The 21,503-nt window shown below is 52.0% G+C and carries 16 protein-coding genes and 1 pseudogene; 9 read left to right on the plus strand and 8 right to left on the minus strand.

The window, feature by feature from the left end; genetic code table 11:
* Positions 1 to 16 precede the first annotated feature (16 nt).
* Complete coding sequence (locus tag BXP70_RS13435; RefSeq protein WP_143436493.1) at positions 17 to 553, minus strand: carbohydrate binding domain-containing protein; 537 nt, start codon at positions 551 to 553, stop codon at positions 17 to 19.
* 74 nt (positions 554 to 627) lie between these two features.
* A complete protein-coding gene (locus tag BXP70_RS13440) occupies positions 628 to 2,253 on the minus strand; it encodes a glycosyltransferase family 39 protein (RefSeq protein WP_086594616.1) in 1,626 nt (541 codons plus the stop codon).
* A 226-nt stretch (positions 2,254 to 2,479) separates the two neighbouring features.
* Between BXP70_RS13440 and BXP70_RS13445 the strand changes: the two genes are divergently transcribed.
* The gene (locus BXP70_RS13445) at positions 2,480 to 4,300 is read left to right on the plus strand and encodes a hypothetical protein (protein WP_143436494.1); all 1,821 of its coding nucleotides are present in this window, start codon (positions 2,480 to 2,482) and stop codon (positions 4,298 to 4,300) included.
* A gap of 55 nt (positions 4,301 to 4,355) precedes the next feature.
* Here BXP70_RS13445 and BXP70_RS13450 read toward each other — a convergent pair whose 3' ends face one another.
* From BXP70_RS13450 to BXP70_RS13465, 4 genes are all read right to left on the minus strand, one after another.
* Positions 4,356 to 4,892, minus strand: a complete 537-nt coding sequence (locus BXP70_RS13450; RefSeq protein WP_086594618.1) for a hypothetical protein — start codon at positions 4,890 to 4,892, stop codon at positions 4,356 to 4,358.
* A 102-nt stretch (positions 4,893 to 4,994) separates the two neighbouring features.
* Positions 4,995 to 6,410 (minus strand): hypothetical protein, encoded by a 1,416-nt coding sequence (locus BXP70_RS13455; protein ID WP_086594619.1) that lies wholly within the window; start codon positions 6,408 to 6,410, stop codon positions 4,995 to 4,997.
* A 71-nt stretch (positions 6,411 to 6,481) separates the two neighbouring features.
* Entirely contained in the window at positions 6,482 to 8,122 is a 1,641-nt protein-coding gene (locus BXP70_RS13460; RefSeq protein ID WP_086594620.1) for a hypothetical protein, read from the minus strand.
* Positions 8,112 to 9,044, minus strand: coding sequence for a glycosyltransferase family 2 protein (locus BXP70_RS13465; protein WP_086594621.1), 933 nt, complete (start codon positions 9,042 to 9,044; stop codon positions 8,112 to 8,114). Before BXP70_RS13465 ends, BXP70_RS13460 begins: the two co-directional genes overlap by 11 nt.
* A gap of 542 nt (positions 9,045 to 9,586) precedes the next feature.
* On the opposite strand from BXP70_RS13465, the gene BXP70_RS13470 reads away from it, so the two are divergent.
* From BXP70_RS13470 to BXP70_RS13500, 7 genes and pseudogenes are all read left to right on the plus strand, one after another.
* The gene (locus BXP70_RS13470) at positions 9,587 to 10,864 is read left to right on the plus strand and encodes a sugar MFS transporter (RefSeq protein ID WP_086594622.1); all 1,278 of its coding nucleotides are present in this window, start codon (positions 9,587 to 9,589) and stop codon (positions 10,862 to 10,864) included.
* 266 nt (positions 10,865 to 11,130) lie between these two features.
* Positions 11,131 to 11,325, plus strand: a complete 195-nt coding sequence (locus BXP70_RS13475) for a hypothetical protein (RefSeq protein ID WP_086594623.1) — start codon at positions 11,131 to 11,133, stop codon at positions 11,323 to 11,325.
* Positions 11,285 to 11,683 (plus strand): DUF6597 domain-containing transcriptional factor, encoded by a 399-nt coding sequence (locus tag BXP70_RS13480; RefSeq protein WP_143436495.1) that lies wholly within the window; start codon positions 11,285 to 11,287, stop codon positions 11,681 to 11,683. The genes BXP70_RS13475 and BXP70_RS13480 overlap by 41 nt, the downstream gene beginning before the upstream one ends.
* Positions 11,643 to 12,833 (plus strand): amidohydrolase, encoded by a 1,191-nt coding sequence (locus BXP70_RS13485; RefSeq protein WP_179197689.1) that lies wholly within the window; start codon positions 11,643 to 11,645, stop codon positions 12,831 to 12,833. Before BXP70_RS13480 ends, BXP70_RS13485 begins: the two co-directional genes overlap by 41 nt.
* A gap of 247 nt (positions 12,834 to 13,080) precedes the next feature.
* Positions 13,081 to 13,542, plus strand: a pseudogene (locus tag BXP70_RS13490) (helix-turn-helix domain-containing protein); the annotation flags it as partial.
* A gap of 137 nt (positions 13,543 to 13,679) precedes the next feature.
* Positions 13,680 to 13,874, plus strand: a complete 195-nt coding sequence (locus tag BXP70_RS13495; protein ID WP_086594626.1) for a hypothetical protein — start codon at positions 13,680 to 13,682, stop codon at positions 13,872 to 13,874.
* 88 nt (positions 13,875 to 13,962) lie between these two features.
* Positions 13,963 to 14,175: a hypothetical protein gene (locus BXP70_RS13500; protein ID WP_086594627.1), complete on the plus strand. Its 213-nt coding sequence runs from the start codon at positions 13,963 to 13,965 to the stop codon at positions 14,173 to 14,175.
* 283 nt (positions 14,176 to 14,458) lie between these two features.
* On the opposite strand, the gene BXP70_RS13505 is transcribed toward BXP70_RS13500, so the two are convergent.
* Complete coding sequence (locus BXP70_RS13505; RefSeq protein ID WP_179197690.1) at positions 14,459 to 15,499, minus strand: LacI family DNA-binding transcriptional regulator; 1,041 nt, start codon at positions 15,497 to 15,499, stop codon at positions 14,459 to 14,461.
* A 49-nt stretch (positions 15,500 to 15,548) separates the two neighbouring features.
* The gene (locus BXP70_RS13510; protein ID WP_086594629.1) at positions 15,549 to 17,828 is read right to left on the minus strand and encodes a GH92 family glycosyl hydrolase; all 2,280 of its coding nucleotides are present in this window, start codon (positions 17,826 to 17,828) and stop codon (positions 15,549 to 15,551) included.
* Positions 17,829 to 18,323: 495 nt separating this feature from the next.
* Here BXP70_RS13510 and BXP70_RS13515 point away from each other — a divergent pair, with 495 nt between their 5' ends.
* On the plus strand, positions 18,324 to 21,491 hold the full coding sequence (locus tag BXP70_RS13515) for a SusC/RagA family TonB-linked outer membrane protein (protein WP_086594630.1): 3,168 nt from the start codon (positions 18,324 to 18,326) through the stop codon (positions 21,489 to 21,491).
* Positions 21,492 to 21,503 lie beyond the last annotated feature (12 nt).

The raw sequence follows: 21,503 nt of genomic DNA on the forward strand, positions 1-21,503 counted from the left end.
CTGCGTAAGCACCTAGCTACTTCTCATTCAGGATCATTAAATCGTCGACGTACGCGGGCTGTATGCTGCCACCACGCCACAGATACACCTTCAGCACGTCGCCATAAGCCGCTTCGGCTGGTAGGTTCACTGTCTTCTCCACCTGCACCCACATATTGTAGTGCTTCACTTCTTTCGCTAGGTCTAGCCCATCCCACAGCAATTGCTTGTCGGTACCGGTTTGCTTTAGCTCCGTCACGAGCACCGGCACAGCTTTCTCGTTTGAGAGATTTACCCAAGCCTGAAGTTTTATCTTTTTTGGAATTTGGGCAGCCACCTTCCCCAACTGCTTGCTATACCCGGCGCTGAACTCAACCGCTGGATCTACTTTTGCCGAATACTTGCCGGAGTGTGCTTGATCCGTCGTGAGCGAAGCTAGGTATTGGTCGCTCCCCATCCACCCATCTAGTTGCTCAAAATCGTTGTGGGTGAGCAGGTTGTCGGGCAATTGCGTTTTTTTCTCGGCACAGGCTGCCACTCCTAAGATAAGCAGGAGACAAAGCAGTTTTCTCATAAAAGAAGTGGCTATTTGTTGGTTAAGCTTTTAAAGTAAGCTAAATGCTGGCACTATCAGCGGACAATAGTGACTTACCTGATGCGGAATATCGACAGCACCCGCCGCCGTCCGGCTTCCAAACGGGCTACTTCTTCTTGATATGGATAAGGGTCTGGGTGCCAACGATAGGTAGTCATGAAATAGTTAGCTTTCTCAGGATCAGCTACAAATTTTACTCGCTCAGCCGCAAATTCATCGAGCATCCAACGGTTGATCTCGACACTTCCCTCCATAGGGGCATTCACATAAATCACGGGGCGGCTGTCGTGACTAGTAATCCATTCTAGCCCCCAACGGTAACTGAGCGACCAATAGTCCATCTCAAACTTCTGCTCGATGTGGCGCCCAGGCAGAAAGTTGAAGTATACCTGCTGCTGCGGATGAAACCACGCTATTTGGGCGGCAGTAGTAACTAGCGTAACGATCAGCACACCCCGAATAAATGTTGACCAGTAGGCTCCCCAAAATGAGCCTTGTGGCTGCCACTGCAATAGCGCGACCAACCCGCGCATGGCAACTAGCAAGAAAGTAGGATAAACAAAGTATAGCTGACGCCAGCCATCGTATAGCACTGAGTGCAGTGCTACTACCGCCAACAAAGGAGTGACTGTAAGACCAAGGAAAAACAGATCTTGCCACTCCTCTTCCGAAGCATATAACGTTAGGCCCCGCCGGACTAGGTCCCATACAATGCGAATGCCCCCGGTCACGAAAGCTAATACATACAGCACGGGGGTAGTGATGCAAATCCAAACTAAAGCGTAATGCCAGGGCAGCTCCGTCGCTGTCACCATATGGCCCATATACAGTACTTGCCCACCCCAGCGGAACTGCGCCATTTTCCGAAAAGCGTCCAGAAAGTTGTCTATTGGAGCATCCCACAGATAGGGCCACAGGGCAACAACCAATGTTGGTAACAGCAGCAGATAGGTACTACTGCCCAGAGCTAAGCGCCCGGTACCTAGCGCCCGGTACTCGTCCCGGATGATGCGTAACGCTAGCATAGCCAAGGTAGCCATTGGCAGTAGCACACCCATGATGCGCACATCAATAGTGATAGCACACGCCAGTGCATGCCAGAAGGCCCGTTTCAGGGTAGGACGTTCAATAAAGCGAATGGCAGTATTCGTTGCTACGGCAAAGAGGGCCATAAACACGGCATCCTTATCATTATAGAACGACTCAGCGAACAAGCGCGGGCTCAATACTAGCAGTAAGGCACCTAACAATCCTAAGCGCCAGTTCTTGAACCTGCGCTTAGTAAGCTGATAAACGGCTCCTACCCCACCCATACAAACCAGGAAGGTGCACAGGTGCCGAAACCAAAAAATAGCCCGTTGGCTTTCCAACCTCAATAGCCGCTCGAAAAACGAGACTGGCATTTCAAAAGCTACTCCATAATCGCGATCATAGTAGTCACGTAAGTCGAACTGTTGGTAGTAGGCAAATGCGTTCTGATCACGTTGCACGAACTCTGGCCAGAACAAGTCGCACACATGCTTCAACGACAGCATGCCATTATGGCGACTCTGGTTTTCGTCGACGGATAAGCCGTAATCACGCACTAGCAATAAACCTACTAGTAGCAATAAACCGAAGAAAGCACCTACTATTGGCCGCCGCCACCGATCAGCTGCGGAGAGTGTATAATTGATCATAACCTCATTACTGTTCTGCAAAGTAACTAGGCTAAGCTTATTTGGCTAGGTATGCGCCGAATTATCCTCCTGTCGCGACCCTCTACACTACTACCTGCTACTTACTAGCTTACCCTTTGCTTCAGCTAGCTTCATTGCATTCAGAATCCTGTTCCTATCTTCGTTCCAGCTCTTTTCTACCTGGCTCGCTTTATCAGCACCACTTCCTGCTAGTTACTAGTTTACAATGTTATTACCCAAACGCTACGCTTCCGCACAGTTCACTTGGGCGGGTATATTCTGCTTCTTCGTATTACTAGTACTTGCTAGCCATTTTTATTTAGAGCGCATCGCTTATCTGGATTTATCGATGCACATGTTTGAATATCTTACCAAGGATCATCTCTTTATTCAGAACAATCGCTTTGTAGCAGCTATAACCCAGATATGGCCCCTGCTAGGGATACGCAGTGGCCTACCCTTGGATGTAGTGTTACGGCTATACTCTCTGGTGTTTATTGGTTACTATTTCGCTGTATTTCTCATTAGCGCCTACTTATTTCGCAATGAACATGTAGCAGTAGCAGTAGCTTTACTATATACACTACTCATATCTAACACCTTTTACTGGGCCCAATCTGAGTTTCCGCAAGCCTTGGCCATGCTGCTGCTATATTATGCAGGCATTTCTCGGCTAGCACCGTTGCCATTCGACTGGCGGACGCTGTTATTACTTCTACTCATTCCTGTCAGTATTTATGGCCACCCGCTACTGCTTTTGCCTTTTCTGTTCTTGTGGGGCTACGATTATCTGCTTACTCGCCGCTTTACCGATTGGCTCTATTATTTAACGGCACTTATCGCCCTGTTTTGCTACTGGCTACGCACGCACAACATCGCAGCTGATTCGTACGAAGGGCAAAGGCTAAACCTGTGGGACAATCTTGTCCAGTTTTACCCCAACTACTTATCGTTAGCAAGCAATCAGGAGCTTTTATTGCTCTGCCGAACTCGTTACTACATGCTTCCGGTGCTGCTGGTGCTTATCACAGGCTATTACATTTGGCGTAGACCCGCCGGTTGGGGACTACGCTTAGTGTGGATTTGGGCATTCGTAATAGGCTACTCGCAGATCGTTGCCATTACGCACCCCGATCATACCGATTTCACCTACCTCGAGAACTTACATTTGCCTTTGGGGCTATTTGTAGCTATACCGCTGGCCATGGAAATACTACCAGCCATAGGAACTCGCTGGTACCGGCTGGCGACCATTGCGCTGGTTGTTGTGTTTTGCGCTCGCTTTTTCGCGATTTGGCAAGCCAATCCTCCTTTCACGAAGTATGTTCATTGGTTAAAGAACACGATTGCTTACACCCGACAATTCCCAGAATATAAGTTTATCGTTGCCCAGGCAAACCTTGATCCTTACCACCAACGATCTGAGTCGTGGGCTCCTTCCTTTGAGTCCCTGCTACTTAGCGCCCGGTATAGCCCCGATTCAGCACGACAGGTATATGTTGCTAATGATGTACCCGACTTTATTGCATATTCAAACGCTACCCCGCCCAATGTTCTTTTAACTCAGTTCGGTGGTAAAATTCCCTACGACCAGCTCCCCTGGCAGTACATTCACTTGCCGTCGTCCTCCTATCGCAACCTTAATACCCCACCTCCCGCTGACTCCACGACGCTTACGACTTATATAGCTGAGCGCCAAGATACTAAATTAACTTTCGTCGAGCTTTCCGCTCCGCTACGGACCAACAAGACCCGTTCGCTTACCCTTCGAATCAGCAGCCCACCTGGCAAGGTGTTGCATTCGGGTTTGCAGACGCCGCATCCTACTGTACTGTCTTACCGCTTCTCATCTTCCGAAATTTGGGCGCCTTCTGCTGATGTACTCACAACGCCGCTGGAGTTAGATATCATAAGCAACTGGACGCAGGATATGACTATTGTGGGTCCTAATGAGCCTGGTGATTACATGCTGGAGGTATTCCTTACCAGTAAGAACTACCATGATTGGCCTGTTAAGCTGCAAATTCCGGTGAAGGTAAAGCCCTAGAAAAAAGATAGCCGCTCATAGAAGCGGCTATCTTTTTTCTAGGGTTATGTTCAGCCTAGTCGGCAATCGTCAGGTTCACATCATCAACGTAAGTAGGCTCGGAACCAGCCCCGCGCCACAAGAATAACCGGAGATGCTGCGTGTATACCAAGTTGTCAGGCAGTGTAATGTCTTTGCTGACCTTTACCCACTTGTTAAACTCCTTCACGTCGCTCTCTAAATAAATACCATCACCAGCAACATCTTTGTTATTCTGCGCTGGATCTACAATTTGAATACCGAGTACGCCCTTGGCATTTGGGTTAGGTCTGAATGCCCAGGCTTCCAAATGAATTTTTTTGAGTTTGCGTGGGCTAATTTGTCCTAGTACTGCATCGTAAGTCAAACTAAAATCGTGGTCTTTATTTACTTCCAGCGCATACTTGCCAGAGTGAGCTCGTGTTTTAGTAAGTGTAGCCTGATCTCCTACCCAACCGGCGAGTGATTCAAAGTCGTTTACTGTAATTGTATTAGGACCGACAGTTAACTTATCGTCAGATGAGCAAGAACTAAATAAGCTTGCTAGCACCAAAAAACGTACAAAGTTTTTCATGCAATGAACTAGTATATTAAAAATGAACAGGCGAAAGTAGGGAGAAAAGCTTCAGAGTCAAAATCCTATTCCTGATAGACTTAAGGTCAAAAAATGAGCTGGCTAGGCTACATCCGTAGGCTCACGTTGGGCCGAAGTAGCCAAGTGATGTAAGTACTGTAGCACAGCCGGCCCATGCTCCGCTACGACCAAAAGGGCAACAAAAGGCAGCAACCATGAGACTCGCCCCTGCAAACGATCGAGCACGTTGGCTAACGCCCCGGTTACAAATGCATTGCTTACGATACCTAGCCCTAGCACCACCACCACTATTAGTAGGTCTAGGCTAATACGCTTGCGCAAAGGGGTAGCCAGCACCAAGCCCAATGCCACCAAGGCCCACAGGTGAGTGCCGTATGTACGCTCATTGAGCGTAGCAAAATTGAGCTGTCCCCGGTTTTGCAGGGAGTTCATGTACTTCTTTAATTCGAACGGGGCAAAATCTCTTATCCGATCATAAGGGGTAGTACCTTCACGACTAACCTGCAATCCATCACCATGGCCAATATGGGTGAGTTGACGCAGTGTAGATTGAATTCCATCTGAGATCAAGTAAGGGTAGTAGCTTGGTGAAGTCAAAATATCTTGAATAATCAGCTTGTATTCATCGCGCACCACATCCCAACCACCTGCCTTATTCATCGGGCTATTGCCGTCCCACAGGAAGGCGATGGCATCATTTGGCAGGTTATCGCGGTAAGGACAAAGACTGTAGCTGTTGGCCGGTCCGCAATTATCCTTCAGGAACTTGTCCATCACGCCTGACTCAACCAAACGCGCCATCAGAAAAGCATGCGACGAGCGCGAAACCGCAAAATCTCCACCCAAAGACTTGTGGAGAGCTGGCAACACAACCCAGCCAGATAGTACGACAGTAGTGACGATCAGCCAAGTTACCCGCCGAACGATTTGCTGCTTGAATAGCTTTTTCACCCCCGCTACTATTCCAAACCCTAGCACTACCATAGTGTAGATGAGCAGATTGGAGTTGTGCATCATCTCTGAGGCCAATACCACAAATAGTAGAAAGCCGGTTTCGGGCTTAGAACGACTGCGCCCTAATAATACCAGTCCGAGGGCTAATAAACCGATGGAGGTAAATATATCGGGCATCAGCTGACTGGAGTACCACGAGATACCGGTTGCCCAAGCAGTAAGTGCTAGCAATGCTACCCGCCAAAAAGCACTGGTAAAACGTGGAACGAATTCTTCCACGTAACGAAGCATCAGCCAAGCGAGCAGCACGCTTTGGGCGAAGATCACAAACCAGAGCGTCTTCTTGAAGAGGCTGGTGTAGAGGATGAACAACCCGTACGTCACGGGGCGGTCATCGGGCACATTGAAGGATAAAGCGCTCTGAACATACGTTCCCGTATCGGGCGTTACGAGCGGGTAGCCATTGTATAAACCGGCACTGACAAGTACTAGTCCACCGAGTAGCAGCCAAAGCAGCTTCGTGGAGAAATTAGAAGGGCGCATAAAAGAATCTGTATAGTCGCTTTAGCAACGGTGCTTCTAGGCAGCTACCACCTAGACTCCGAGCTACCACGTTATTGCTCGTCGGGCTGCCACCAAGATTTAGCTAGCCAGATGATAGAATAGAGCCGCACCCCGTCTGTCTCAAAACTCTTGATCTCGGGTCCTTCAGTGTAGGGTTCAGGGTGCCAGCGGTAGTTTGTTATTAAGTAATCAGCAGGCTCCCCTGACGCAAACTGCACAACCGTTATGCGCTTACGATCTTCGGGAGGCAGCATGTTAACGCTTAGCTCGATGGGCTGCCAAGCAGGCGCCATCAACCTGATTTGGGGCCGATGATCAACGGAAACGATATACTCCACTCCTTTCCGGTAGCTCAGCCCCCAATAATCTACTTCTAAACGGCTCTCGATATTCTTGCCAGCGAAGGCGTTGAAGTACACATTTTGATAAGGATGAGCCCGCACCATACGTAGCAGCACATAGCCCATACTAGCTCCTACAACCAGTAAGACTACGGATGACCAATTTCTTGACAAGAAACCTAGGTTAGTAGGCCGCCAGTGCCATAGCATCACCCAACCCCGCAGCGCAACCAGCAACATTGCCGGGTAGATAAAGTAGAGCTGTCGCCACCCATCATATAGCACAGAATGAAAGAAAATAACGGCGAACAAAGGGCCCACAACCACTGCCAAGAACAGTATATCCTGCATTTCCTCTCCTCCTCGCCAAAGCCGCCAATTGCGCTGCAGCAACCGAAAGAGAATTGCGCCTGCCCCGAGCAGAAACCCGGCTAAGTATACAATGGGCGTAGAGACACTAATCCAAAACAAGGCATAGTGCCAGGGTATATTGGTGGCTGACATCGCCTCCCCGAGGTATAGCACTTGACCGTTCCAACGGAAGTTCTTCATGTTGTTGAAGGCGAGCACCAAGTTGCCTACTGGATCAGGCCAGAGGTAAGGCCAGAAAGCAACTACCAGCGCACTCGTCAGCACGAGATAAAACACCCCTGTTTGTAGTGCCTTTCCTAGCTTCACTTCGCCATGTAGCACCTGCACGATTAGAAAGCTCACGGTGAGCATGGGCAGCAGCACGCCCATGATACGCACATCGATTGCTGCCATGCAGGCTAGTGCATGCCAAGCAGCCCGCTTGAAAGATGGCTGCAACAAGAATCGAACACCTGTATTAATCGCCACTGCGAACAATGACATAAATACAGCATCCTTATCATTGTAAAAGAACTCCGCAAAAAGCCGCGGACTTAGCACAAGCCATACAGCGACTAGCAGGCCAACTCGCCAATCGTTGAAGCGGCGAGCTCCTAGTTGGTAGAGCGCTACCACTCCCCCAAAGCACACAAAGAAGGTCATGAGATGCCGGAGCAAGAATTGGCTCCTAAAATCATCTACATGAAACAGGCGCTCAACGAGGCACACTGTTGCTTCAAATAGAACGCCATAGTCGCGGTCGTGGTAAGTAGCTAGCTCTTCTACATTGTTGAAAGCAGGATCATTGGCCACAAAGGAGGGCGAGATGAGCTTTGCAACGTGCTTGAGCGTTACCATGCCATTATCGCGGCTTATGGCTTCGTCAACTGAAATTCCGTAGTCGTTATAGATAAATAAGCCGAGAATAAATAAGAAGCCGAAGAAGACCAGAACTACTGGATGCCCCCAGCCTTTGTTGCGGTCAAAACTATTCGTCATGGTAATCTTGAATGAAGTAGATAGGCCGGTTCTGGTTTTCACGATAAATCCGGAAAACATATTCACCTAGCACCCCCAGAAACAACAGTTGGATAGAACCGATAAAATAGATGCTGAGCTCTAATGACGACCAGCCGAACGGAGCTACATTCAAGGCTTTACTGACCAACACCCAAATACCCCCCAGGAAAAAGACGATCATGCCGAACAGCCCCGTATAGAGGCAAATCTTAATAGGCAGATCAGAAAAGGAAAACAAAGCGTCGAGGGCTAGCGCAAACAGCCGCTTGTACGACATCTTAGGCAGGGTACCATCATGCCTAGCTTGGCGAGCATAAGGTACGGGCAGTTGCCGAAAGCCAATGAAAGCTCGCAGGCCGGGTAAGTAGCGGTTTTTTTCGTGCAGCGACAGAAAAGCATCCAGCGCTTTGCGGTTCAGCATGGAAAAATTACCCACGTTGTCGCTCTGCTTCATGCGCGAAAAGCTGCTGAAGATACCATGGAACCCTTTAATCAGCAGCTGCCGCCCCCAACCTTCGGCCCGGTCGGTACGCTGACCGTAGGCAATGTCGCATTGGTTTGTACGTAGTAGCTCATACATGCTCGGTAGCAACTCAGGTGGGTCTTGCAGGTCGCCATCCATCATGGCTACGTACTGACCTTTGGCAGCGTGCAACCCAGCCGTGTAAGCCGATTGATGTCCAAAATTGCGTGATAACACTAAAACCTTTAGGCGTGGTTCAGCAGCACGCGCTGCCAGCAAGCGAGGTAAAGTTTGGTCACGGCTGCCATCATCTACGCAAATCAGTTCGAACGCTGCTGTGATACTTTCCAATGCTGCGAAACAGCGTTGAAGCAGCGTATCAATAAGCCCTTCTTCGTTAAAAACAGGGACAATTACTGATAGAAGAGGCTCAGGCATGTAATTTAACAATAAGTAATTATTGGGTAAAGGTAAGCAGACGCATGATATTGAAAGACTTCATCCTAGATCGGAACAGAATATTCGTCCTGCTAAAGCGCTGCTAGCGTGACACAGTATACTTAGTTATGGCCAAAGAACCATTTTCCGGGCACCGATACTCCTTTAAATGTTGTAGCTGAATGCTTCGTGTAAAGTGCCACATCGTTGGCTGACTAGTGCAGAATACACTCGCAAGTAAGCGCGCGACAAATTACGGGCTGCGACCGTGGAGTATTATTCGCTAAAACATTTTAGCTTTAACACTGAAAGCGCTTTTGAGTGTGTGCTGAACGCCTCAACCGTTGCTTACTCCGTATTTTGAAGCGCAAGTAGCACTCTAGTTTTGACGTTACGATCTTTTTGCAAGCCAGCCTTGAAGGAAGAGCGTCCTGCTGCCAGAAACGCTACTTTGGGCACTGGTAAGCTAGATGCTTGGGTCCTATTTTCTTTCGCGCTTTTGCTTTCTACTCAGTTCCACCTAACTATTCTTCCACTCTTTCATGGCTTCTGCACCCCCTGTTCTAAACTCCCGCCCCACTGCTGGTAATGCTTCGGCTCAAACGCAGCGCTACACCTCGGCCCTAGCCGCGGTTACCACGTTGTTCTTCCTGTGGGGGTTTATTACCTGTCTGAACGACATCCTGATTCCTTACCTGAAGGCGATCTTTCAACTGTCGTTTGCCCAAGCAAACCTTATCAACCTGTGTTTTTTCGGGGCCTATTTCTTGATGAGTATTCCTTCGGGCAAGCTAGTGGCGCGCCTAGGGTATAAGAAGGGTATGCTGCTCGGGTTTGTCGTGGCGGCTATTGGAGCTTTCTTGTTTTATCCGGCTGCGGCTCAACGGGCTTATGGGCTCTTTTTAGGGGCGCTGTTTGTGTTAGCTTCGGGCATCACGCTGCTGCAAGTCGCGGCCAACCCGTACGTGGCTATTCTTGGGCCGTCGGAGTCGGCCTCGTCTCGCCTGACGCTGACGCAAGCGTTTAACTCGCTGGGTACCACTATTGCTCCGCTGCTAGGTAGCGCCTTGATTTTGAGCCGACTGCCGAAGCTCGACAGCACCGCTGATGCTGCTAGTATTGATATCAGTGCGGTGCAAATGCCTTACCTCATTATTGGAGGGGCGCTGTTGCTCATCAGCCTTATCTTGAGCCGGATCAACTTGCCAGCCATTGAGCACGCAGCCGAGGACAGCGAAGTGACGGGTGACCACCGCACCAGCGCTTGGCAGTATCGTCACCTTATTCTAGGGGTTGTGGGCATCTTTGCTTACGTAGGGGCTGAGGTGGCTATTGGCTCGCACATTGCCAGCTACGTAGCGCTTCCCGACGTGCTTTCGCTTGATCCGGTGGCGGCTGGTAATAAAGTAGCTTTCTACTGGGGTGCCGCCATGGTGGGTCGCTTCGCCGGCGCGTATCTGCTCAACAAGTTTGCCCCAACCAAACTACTGGCTCTTAATGCGGTAGGCGCGGTTGTACTTGTGCTGATTTCCATCAATACGACCGGTGCCGTGGCCATGTGGTCGTTGTTGGCAGTCGGGTTGATGAACTCACTGATGTACCCCACCATCTTCACGCTGGCTATGGCAGGGCTAGGTCGCCACACAGAAGAAGGCTCTGGTCTGCTCTGCACGGCCATTGTAGGCGGGGCGCTAGTGCCCATGCTGTTTGGCTTTATTGCCGACCACAGCAGCCTTCGCCTGGCCTTACTACTCCCGGTTATATGCTACGCTTACATTATGTGGTACGGGCTCCGGGGCAGCCACCGCAGTGTAGCGTAACAAACAAAGACTTCGACTCTGCACTTAGAAGGCGACTCAGGATGCTATTCCTGAGTTGCCTTTTTATTTGCTTAAACTAACTGCTTGTTCCTACCACCTAGCTACCACCTAGCTAGGCGCCTGCCGGTTTGGCTTTGTACACATAGCGGCGCCGGAAAAATCGAATTGTGGGCAGCCAAAACAGCTGAATAGCGCGCTGTATTTCTTTGCGAAGAGACAGTTGCGACCGGAATGGTATCTTTAAGTTGCCTCCTGCCATTGGTCTCATGGTGATTCGCTTTCAGCCGCCCGCCCCGCCGCTGCAGTCCTTTGTGCAGCACTACTTGCTTATGCACGTGCGCTACGACGGGGACGACCCGGCCTTGGCGGTGAAGCCTATGCCGCCCACGCCGCATCACTGCTTGTACTTTTATCCGCGCGATGCGCGATGCGCTGCACACCCTAGCTCCCGGACAGCCTAGCCCTCGTCGAATACCCCCTAGCTTTGTAGTGGGCCCCCAGGTGAAACCTGTGGAGTTGCATTTCGGCCGCGACCACCTCCTGCTCTGCGTTGTGTTCTGGCCGGGCGGTCTGCATCGCCTGCTGGATGTACCCGTACAGGAATTGGTAGACATAGCGGTAGAAGGGCGGGCGTTGCTCGGTTCCGCAGTGGCTGATGTGGAAAGCCGTCTAGCGGAGCTGACCGACTACGCAGCCATGCTAGCCTCCGCCGAGGCATTCTTGCTAGAGGCCTTACGCCGCCAGCACCGCCGACCGGAACGGCCCCATTGGGTTAACGGTGCTGCGCGACTCCACCGCGGGGCGGCGCTCTCTCGATAGCCTAGCACCACGCAACCCCGTTGTCCTGGCCGTTCCGTGGGGGCATGGCATGATTGTCAACAGCCAAGCCTTACGAGCCCTACAGTTGTCGGATACAACTCCAGATCCGCTCGGAGGTTGGTACGAGCGCCTATCGGGTACCAACTCCCTTGCTGGGCCTTTGTACGAATATGCCCAATTTCCTTTCTGGCAAGTTCTGTCCACGGCCGCCCCCGCAGCATTGAGACATGCACTGCAAGCGTACGCGCAGCAGGAGCTAGCCTTCGGAATAACTACCGTCCAGGACATGAGCAGCTTGCTGTCGGTAGAGGATGCGCGGCACTACATTGGCCAGGCAGCCTTGCCCGTGCGCACCCGCATCATTGCCATGCCGAGTGCCATCGACCAGGGGCGCCGCCTTCAAAAAGGAGCCTTGCCGGCCACTGTTGGCAATCCTCTCATTTATTATTCAGGCATCAAGTACATGGTCGACGGCACGTCGTTGGAGCAGAACGCGTTGCGCACCACACCCTATCCAGGTCGCCCTGGGTGGTATGGACGGCTAAATTTTCCACCGGATACGCTCCAACGCCTGCTACGAGAAGCGCTGACTAGCGACCAGCAACTGCTGCTGCACGTCACGGGAGATAGCGCGACGACCCTCGTGTTGGGGATGATGAAGGGCTTGGCGCCAGCAGCCGTTTGGCGACGCAAACGCGTGCGCCTGGAGCACGGCACCGGCATCAATGCAACTGCCGCCCGCGACGTGCAGAAGCTAGGTATCGTTGTAGTGCATACCCCGCAATACGGCCTAAGAAGCGCCTTGCGCAGCTGGCTCGCGTTGAGTATTCCTGTGGCCCTAGGTCCTGATGGAGTGCCCAATCCCTTTCGGAGCATTCTGCTGGTTACTACCCGGCAAGCCAACCCTGCCGAGAACCTAAGCCGCGAGCAGGCCGTGCGGGCGTACACGGCCGGGTCGGCCTACGCCGAATTTGCCGAGAAAAACAAGGGTAGCCTCCAGCCCGGCAAACTAGCAGACCTAGCTATCTTATCCGACGACCTATTTACTGTTCCGGCGGCACAACTGCTTGCTATCCACAGCATATTGACGATCGTTGACGGAAAAATCGTGTATGAAGGCCCCGCTACAGTGAGCAAAAAACAGCGCTAAGTAGTACAGGTATCGGGGTGAACTGGTAGGTCTATAGGCTGTCGGCAGTTCTTCTGCTTCGTCATTTCGACTAAGACAAAGGGCATTTCGGTTAAGTCGGCTTTTCTAGTAGTGGGGACCTTTGTATCGTCACTAACAAGAATATACCTTCTTATGAAAGCAGTGAGAATTCATGCTCGGTGGACCTGAAGTTCTACAACTGGAAGATATTGAGCGCCTCGAAGCCCAAAAACATCAGCTTCTGGCCATCGAGCAGGAATATCAGTCTACGATCGATCGGTTTAGCAAACAGATTATCACCTCGCATGTGGATAGCTTGCTGAATTATGCCGACCGCTGTTATCATCGCCAGTTCATCACGCGGGAAAAACCAACCACCAGGCGCTGGAACAGGTAGAAACCCTGCTAGATGCGTATTTCAACAACTCTGACTTGGCCGAAAGAGGCTTGCCGAGCGTACGCTACGTGGCCGAGCACATCTGTCGCCTAAGTACTTAAGCAACCTGCTGCGCGTACTCACCGGGCAAAATACCCAGCAGCACATTCACGCAAAGCTGATAGCCAAAGCCAAGGAAAAACTATCGACACCTACCTCACGGTCAGCGAGATTGCCTACGAACTAGGTTTTGAGCACTTACCTTCATTCAGCAAGCTGTTCAAGACCAAAACGACTTTATCGCCGCTGAACTTTAGGGCGTCTTTCAACTGATAAGAGAACAGTCGAAAGCCTAGCTCAGGAGTATATCACGAGATATACACAAATGTGAAGCCGGGGGCGTGCGGCATACACGTGAGAAGCTACCTCAAAGAATTGCCCTAGCTTCTACAAGTGCCGTATGCCTTTGTATGGAAGACGCAAAGTTTCCCCTTGGTCAACGTAGTCGGGATCAACGGCAGGTGTACATTCAGGCAGCCCGGAACATGCTGCTGGCGTCTGGGCCCCTAGGAAAAACGACCGAAGGATTATTCGCGCGCTACGTGGCGGGTGAGCTCACGCTACAAGGTTTTTTGGGTGAGATGGGCAAGCAAAGTACCGGTTAAACGAACTGCCAGTGGGTCCCTTCTGCAAAAAGGTCAAAGAGCACCTACCCAAAGTGAACCTTTGAGCGAAACTTTGTGTTGCTGGCGTATGTCCGACTCCACAAAACGCGCTCGGGTGCGCAAACCCGCTGAATCGCCCACCCCACCGCAGTCTCCGGCCGAGCACTTGGCCGCGTTACAAGCTCGGGAAATGGGCAAAACCATCATGTACCAAGTTGATGCGTGGGGCCACGTGGAAACTCGCTTTGTGCGGTCGCAAAACGTAGCTGCTTGGCAAGCCAAGGGCTTCGTAGTTCGCTAAGCGCGTACTTATTCCTTCACTGTAAAAGCCCCGTCGATGTATGGGGCTTTTTCGTGAACCCGGATACATACCGAAAACCCAGGTTAGGTGCGCTACGAGCACCTTTGCACTGTCCGGATGCAGCCTGATCAGGGTTAAATTCAAATACGATCTATCAAAAAAGCGACCTAGGCATAGTAGCCTAGGTCGCTTTTTTGTGTTGTTAAAAAGTTAATCGGTTCCTTCTACCTAGCGATGCGCTTAGGGCTTGACTATATCCGACTAACATTAATTCTGTGATGAGCTACCTCCGCACGGTGGCAGCAGCGGGCAGCGTTGACGACTGCCGCAGTACTAGTTGCGGGGCCATTTGGAGCTGCGTCATACGGCTGGTTTCCTTGGAGCCGTTCAGCGCCGCCAGCAGCATGCTGATAATTTCTTCTGCCATTGCCTCCATAGGCTGAGCCACAACCGTGATGGGCGGGGTATAAAGCCGGAACAGGTCGTTGTCGTCGAAGGAGATGACGGCTATATCTTCCGGAATGCGTCGCCCCAGCCGCTTGAGCACTTCCAAGCCATACACACCTAGGTAGTTAGTGGTAAACATTACCCCGTGGCAGTTCGGATGCGCCTGGAAAAAGGCTTGCATCTGTTCCATTACTTGTTCCGGGTTCTGTTGAAACACGATTTCTTCTACCAGTTCCGGCAGGTTGTGTTCTCGTAGGGCTTGGGTGTAGCCTTGCCGCCGTGCCAGCATCTGCGTTTGCCCATCCCGAATGGTCATCAGCGCCACGGAGGTAAGCCCTTGTGCTAATAGGTGTTGCGTCGCCTCGTAGGTACCCGTCGCGCCATCCACCACCACGGCATTGGCCAGCACGCTCGCCAGCACCCGATCGAACAGCACGAGGGGCTTGCCACTGCGCACCAAAGCGCTTACTTCCCCTTCCAGGCCATCGGGTAGCGCCAGGATATAGCCATCGACGTGCCGCTCCTGAAACATCGCTAGGATGTCGCGCGTCTTGACGATATCGTTGCTGGTGCTGCAATAGATGATGCGGTAGCCATGCGCCAGCGCCTTTCGCTCGATCAGCCCGGCAATAGTGGCGAAGAACGGGTTGGCAATATCCTCCACCACCAACCCAATCACGTGCGTTTTGCCGGTGCGCAAGCTTTTGGCGAGTTGGTTGGGCTTGTAGCCGACCTCCTCCACGTACTTCAGCACCTTTTCGGCTAGGCCGTCGCTGATGCGCTTTTCCTTCGCCTTGCCATTCAACACTAATGATACGGTCGCGATGGACACGTCGAGGTGCTTGGCGATGTCGTGAATGAGGATTTTCTTTTTCAATGTCAATCAATTTGGCCGCAACAGGACGGCTGCTTCGGCACTGTTACGGTTACTCGTACAATTCGCGCGGACGGTTAGCAGGGGCTGTCCCAAAATTTTGGTTGGGCTTCGGCCCCATGGTTAGTTCAAGCGTGCCGCCGGCTACAATGTCCTTGTGCAACAGATAGCTGTTAGAATAAGGCTTGCCGTTCAACTTCACCGATTGAATATAGGGGTTCTGTGCGCCGTTGCTTTTGGCAGTGATAACAAATGTTTTACCATTTGCCAGCCGGATGGTGGCTTTGTCTATAATTGGGCTCCCCAACACGTAAGCGCCGCTGCTCGGACTCACGGGATAAAAGCCCAACGCTGACAAGATATACCAGGCCGACATCTGGCCGCAGTCCTCGTTGCCGCTAATGCCATCGGGCTTGTCTTTGTACATTTCGCGTAGCACCTGGCGCACCTTCTCGGCCGTCTTCCACTGCTGCCCGGCGTACGGGTAAAGGTACACCGTAGCGTGGCTAGGCTCGTTGCCGTGGGCATACATCCCAATCAGGCCGGAAATGTCGGGCGAGGCGCTTTCGCCTAGGCTTCCTTGCACCACAAACAGGCTATCCAGCTTCTGGGTAAAAGCGGCGTCGCTGCCGAATAGCTTAATCAAGCCCGGCACATCGTGGGGTACGAGCCAGGTGTACTGCCAGGCATTGCCCTCGGTGTAGTTGTTTTGGCGGTGAATGGACTGGATAGGATCGAAGGGCAGTTGAAACTTACCGTCGGAGGTCAGGCCGCGCATAAAGCGCGTATGTGGATCGTAGTATTTCTGGTAGTACTTGGCGCGGGCACTGTACGTCTGGTAGTCTGCTGTCTTTCCTAGCTTTTTGGCTACCTGCGCAATGCTCCAGTCATCAATGGCATACTCCATGGCCTTCGCCACCGACTCGCTTTCCTTATCTGCCGGAATAAAGCCCAATGATTTGACAAAGTTCACGCCCTCATCGTCGCGGGTGCTAGCTGCTTTCAAAGCCGTCATCACCTGTTCGCCGTCGAGGCCAGGCGTGCCTTTCAGGTAAGCTTCCGCCAAAGCCGGCACAGCACTGTAGCCCACCATGGTGTTGGTTTCGTTGCCTAATAGATGCCAGATGGGTAGCTTCCCCTGTTCCTTATAGATTGCCAGCATCGACTGCATCATGTCGTTGACGCGCTCGGGCTGCACCAAAGTGAAAAAGGATTGCTCGGCGCGATAGGTATCCCAGAGCGAGAAGATGCTGTAGTTAGCAAAAGGGGCTTTGGGATACACCTGCTTGTCGGTGCCGCGGTAGTCGCCATTCGCATCGTTGAACAAAGCAGGCGCAAATAACGCGTGGTACATGGCCGTGTAGAAGATGCGCCGGGCCGTAGGGTCCTGCGTCTCGATTGTCATCTTCGCCAGTTCCTTGTTCCAGTCCTTGTCGGCTTGCTGCTGCACGTTGGCAAAGTCCCAACCGGGAATTTCAGCCTGAACGTTAGCCAATGCATTCTCCGTACTTACCGGCGAGATGCCCACCTTTAGCTGCAACGTGCGCGGCACCTTCGCGAAGCTGAATACGCCTTTGATAGCTAGGCCCTTGCCCGATTTGCCGGCGAGTTGCTCCGCGTTGTTATACACCGCAAATTGTGGCACGGGCTCCGACGTCTTGATGGCAAAGTACAAGCGCTGATCGACGGCCCAGCCTTTAGAAAAGCGGTAACCCACAAACGTCTGCGGGTCGACTTGCTCGATGTAGGTGTCGGTAGCTTTGTCGTCGATGCCTTCTTTCAGGTCGATAATAACGTGTGCCTCTTTCTGCCCACTCGGGAAAGTATAACGGTGAAAGCCCACGCGGGCAGTACTAGTCAACTCCGCCCGGATGTTATAATCGTCGAGCGTAACGGCGTAGTAGCCTGGCTTCGCTACTTCCTTTTGGTGCGAAAACCGCGACAGATACCCTTGGTGTGGTGCTTTCTGCTGGCCTTTATCCGTTTTGATGGGCCCAGTATAGGGCATGATCAGTACGTCACCTAGATCGGAGCCACCGGTGCCGCTCAAGTGCGTGTGCGAGAAGCCCGTAATCAGACTATCCGAATAATGGTAGCCGGAGCACCAGTCCCACCCCTTAAATATATTCTGCGGCCCTACCTGCACTGCCCCAAATGGCACGTTGGCGCCTAGAAAAACGTGCCCGTGGCCACCCGTACCAATCATTGGATCGACGTAGGTGGTCAGCTTTTGCGCGGTAGCGGCACTACTAGCCAGCAGCAAGCAACTGCTAAGCAGGCCATAAAGAGGACGGGCAAGTGCCTGCCGAAAGTGGGTAAGAACCTTACGCATGGTAAACTACAGTAAGAAACAGGCTAATGCAGTAGCTAGGGCAACTAGCGCACACAGATAGCACGCGCCGCGGCGTCTAGCAGCGGCAACATTTCAGGTAAAAGAAATGGAAGATTGGCGTGAGCAAATATGCTAAAAGGTTTTAGTATATTTTGGTAGATCAAAATAAAACACAGATATTTTCGCCCACAATCATATCATCGAAGAGGCGCCTCCTTAGTCCATTTCCTTTTCGTTGCCCATCGCTTACTTGCTCTACGACCCTCGTTTCGTGGAGCAGCCTATTGGTTCAAAGCACTTTTACTCTCTAGTCTACTTAGCTGCTTTCATTGACAAACTGAACAGCTTTTCTGCTTGACTTTTATTGTACGCAAAGCTTTGCAGGGCTTCGCTAAATCGTTTAAGTATCTCCTTAGATTAGGCTTTTCACTTGCTGCTAGTCTTCGGGTACTTATCTGCAATCAGTATTTCTTCTCTTTCACTTAAGCCCACCCTATGCCTCACCCTCTATTCATCAAAAGACTATGTAGCATTCCGTTGCTTGCACTCAGCACGGCGATGTTACCCCTCACGCAGGCAACCGCCAATAATGCAGCTGCATCGTTGTTCCGGCGCGTGGATGTAACGGTGCAAGGAACTGTTACGGATGATAAAGGCAGCCCATTGCCTGGCGCTACCATCATCTTGAAGGGCGCTACTGGCGTAGGCGCGTCTTCCGACGCAGAAGGTCGCTTTACGCTAACTGTACCAACCGGCAACGAAACTCTCGTAGTTTCCTCCATTGGCTTTGTGGCTCAAGAAATAGCCCTAGGTGGCAAAACAACTGTTACCATCAAACTGGTGACGGACACCAAAGCGCTGGACGAAGTGGTGGTGGTAGGCTACGGCACCCAGAAGCGCTCCGATATCACTGGTGCCGTGGGTAGTGTAAAGGCCAGCGAGCTGGTAGAGCGCCCGGTGGTGAACGTGGCGCAAGGTCTGCAAGGCAAGGTGGCGGGCGTAGATGTGTCGCTAAACTCGGGGCAACCGGGCGGCTCGCCTACTATTCGGGTGCGAGGCTATTCGTCCATTACGGCCGGCAACACGCCGCTGTACGTGGTCGACGGTGTGTTCTGGGAGCAGGGCATCACGACGCTCAACCCTAATGATATTGAGAGCCTTGAAGTGCTGAAAGATGCCTCAGCTACAGCAATCTACGGAGCGCGCGGCAGCAGTGGGGTTATTCTTATCACTACCAAGCGCGGCCGCAAAGGCAGTCAGATATCCTACGACAACTATGTGAGCGTTAGCCAAATGGCGCGCAAGCTTGACCTACTCAATGCCCGCGACTTCCTAGCCATGGAAGACCTAGGCTACCAGAACGTGCAGAAGTACGACCCTGCCGGCTGGGCAGCGGGTAAGTACGCCAACAAAGACCCACGCATCAAACGCCAAGCGCTAGCTAACCCCAACGACCCCAAGCGCCTGTTCGACGAGAACCTAAATCCGCTCTACGACGTGGATTGGCAGAAACAAACCACTCAGACGGGTGTGGCTCAGAGTCATAACCTATCGTTTTCGGGTGGTAGCGACCAGACTACCTTTGGCCTGTTTCTAAACTATACCAACGCCGAAGGCATCATTCGGGAAACGTATCAGAAGCGCTATTCAGGCCGCCTGACGGTGGATAACCAAGTAAAAAAATGGCTGAAAGTGGGCGCGACGCTGAACTACAGTAACATCGAGGATAAGATTGGTAACAACTTCGTAGGGGGCAACAACATTCCGCGCCTCTTGATTGAGATGATTCCCATCGTCCCGATCAAATACCCCAATGGCACCTACGGCAAGCGCCAGGATTATCCTGACATGGAAGGCGGCGACAACCCCGTTGCCCTCACCCGCGAGGACGTAAACCTCACGCGCAACCAAGTGTTTGCGGGCAACATGTACGCCAACTTTATCTTCTCACCTAGCTTAACCTTCCGCTCGGTATTTGGTGCTAACATCAGTTCGCAATTTAACCCCACCTACGAGAGCAATTTAGTACAGCTACGGGCAGGCACCCAGAGCCTAGCCGGCGTTGGTGCCTACGATGGCAAGAGCCTACAATGGCAGAACTATCTAACTTATAACAAATCCTTTAACCAAGACCACTCACTGAACGTGGTAGTGGGTGTGGATGCGCAGCGCTCTCAGAGTCAAGGCATCTATACCGAAACCCAAGGCCTCTCGGACAATGCTTACCTGTATAACAACCTAGCTGCTGGTGCGACGCCCCAGGTTCAGGGAACATTTAACGGTGTAGCCAATCAGTTTAATGCCAACCAGTTCTTGTCGTTCTTCGGGCGAGCCAACTATGGCTATAAAGACCGTTACCTGCTCACAGCTACGTTCCGCGCCGACGGCGCCTCACGCTTTGGCGCCGACAACCAATGGGGCTACTTCCCGTCGGCGGCGGCGGCTTGGCGTATTTCGCAGGAATCTTTTTTGGCTGATAATTCCACAATTTCTGACCTAAAGCTGCGATTTGGTTACGGTCAGACGGGTAACAGCGACTTCTCCAATTATCAGTCGCAGGCTCGCTTAGGTACTAATAGCTATGCCATCAACGGTATACGAGTGGGCGGCACCACGATTAGCACGCTTGGTAACCCCGACTTGGGCTGGGAGCGTGCAAGTCAGTATGACTTAGGCCTAAACCTAGGTTTGTGGCAAAACCGGTTGACCTTTGAGGCTGACCTATACTCGCGCACTACTACCAAGCTGCTCCTAGCCGCGCCAGTGCCCCGCACCAGCGGCTATGGTAGCATCACGCGCAATGTGGGCAGCGTCCGCAACCAAGGCCTAGAGCTGTCGCTGAACACGGTGAACATAACCGGTAAGGCCTTTACCTGGTCAACTGGTTTCAACATCTCGTTCCTCAAAAACCGGGTAGTAGCCCTCGGACCAGCCGGCGACGATATCTACCCAGGACCTAACTTCTTGAATGAAACCAACGTGCTGCGCATTGGCCAGCCGGTAGGTTCGCTGTTTGGGCTGGTACGCACAGGCACCTGGAGCACTGCGGAGGCGGATGAAGCCAAGCGTTACAACAAGCTCCCCGGCGACCTCAAGTTTGCGGACCAAAACAATGACGGGCAGATTAATGACCTCGACCGGGTGATCATCGGCAAGAGCATCCCAACAGGCTTCGGTTCGTTCAGCAACACCTTCACTTATAAGGGCCTTGACTTGCTGGTGGATGTGCAGTTCACCTACGGCAACGACGTGATGAACTTGACCCACCACTCGGCCCTCGACCGCACCGACCAAGCCAACAGCTACTCGCGTGCCTATACCGAAGCTTGGACGCCTGACCGCCAGAATACGATGATTGCGCAGGTACGTCCTTCTTACGTGTACTACGATTCGCGCATCGACTCCTATAAAGTAGAAGATGGCTCTTTCATCCGGGGACGCAATGCAGTGCTAGGCTATTCGTTCCCAAGCGCTTTAGTGGAGCGTATTAAGCTCTCCCGTCTGCGGGTGTACGTGTCAGCGCAGAATTTCTTCCTGATTACCAAATACAAGGGTTACGACCCGGAGACTTCGACTTACACAAATGCCTTTGCACAGGGCATTCAGTTCTTCGACTATCCTAAGGCGCGCACGTTTACGGCCGGCCTCAACGTAACTCTGTAACCCATTCCCACC

The sequence above is a fragment of the Hymenobacter crusticola genome (assembly GCF_002154225.1).
GTDB lineage: Bacteria > Bacteroidota > Bacteroidia > Cytophagales > Hymenobacteraceae > Hymenobacter > Hymenobacter crusticola.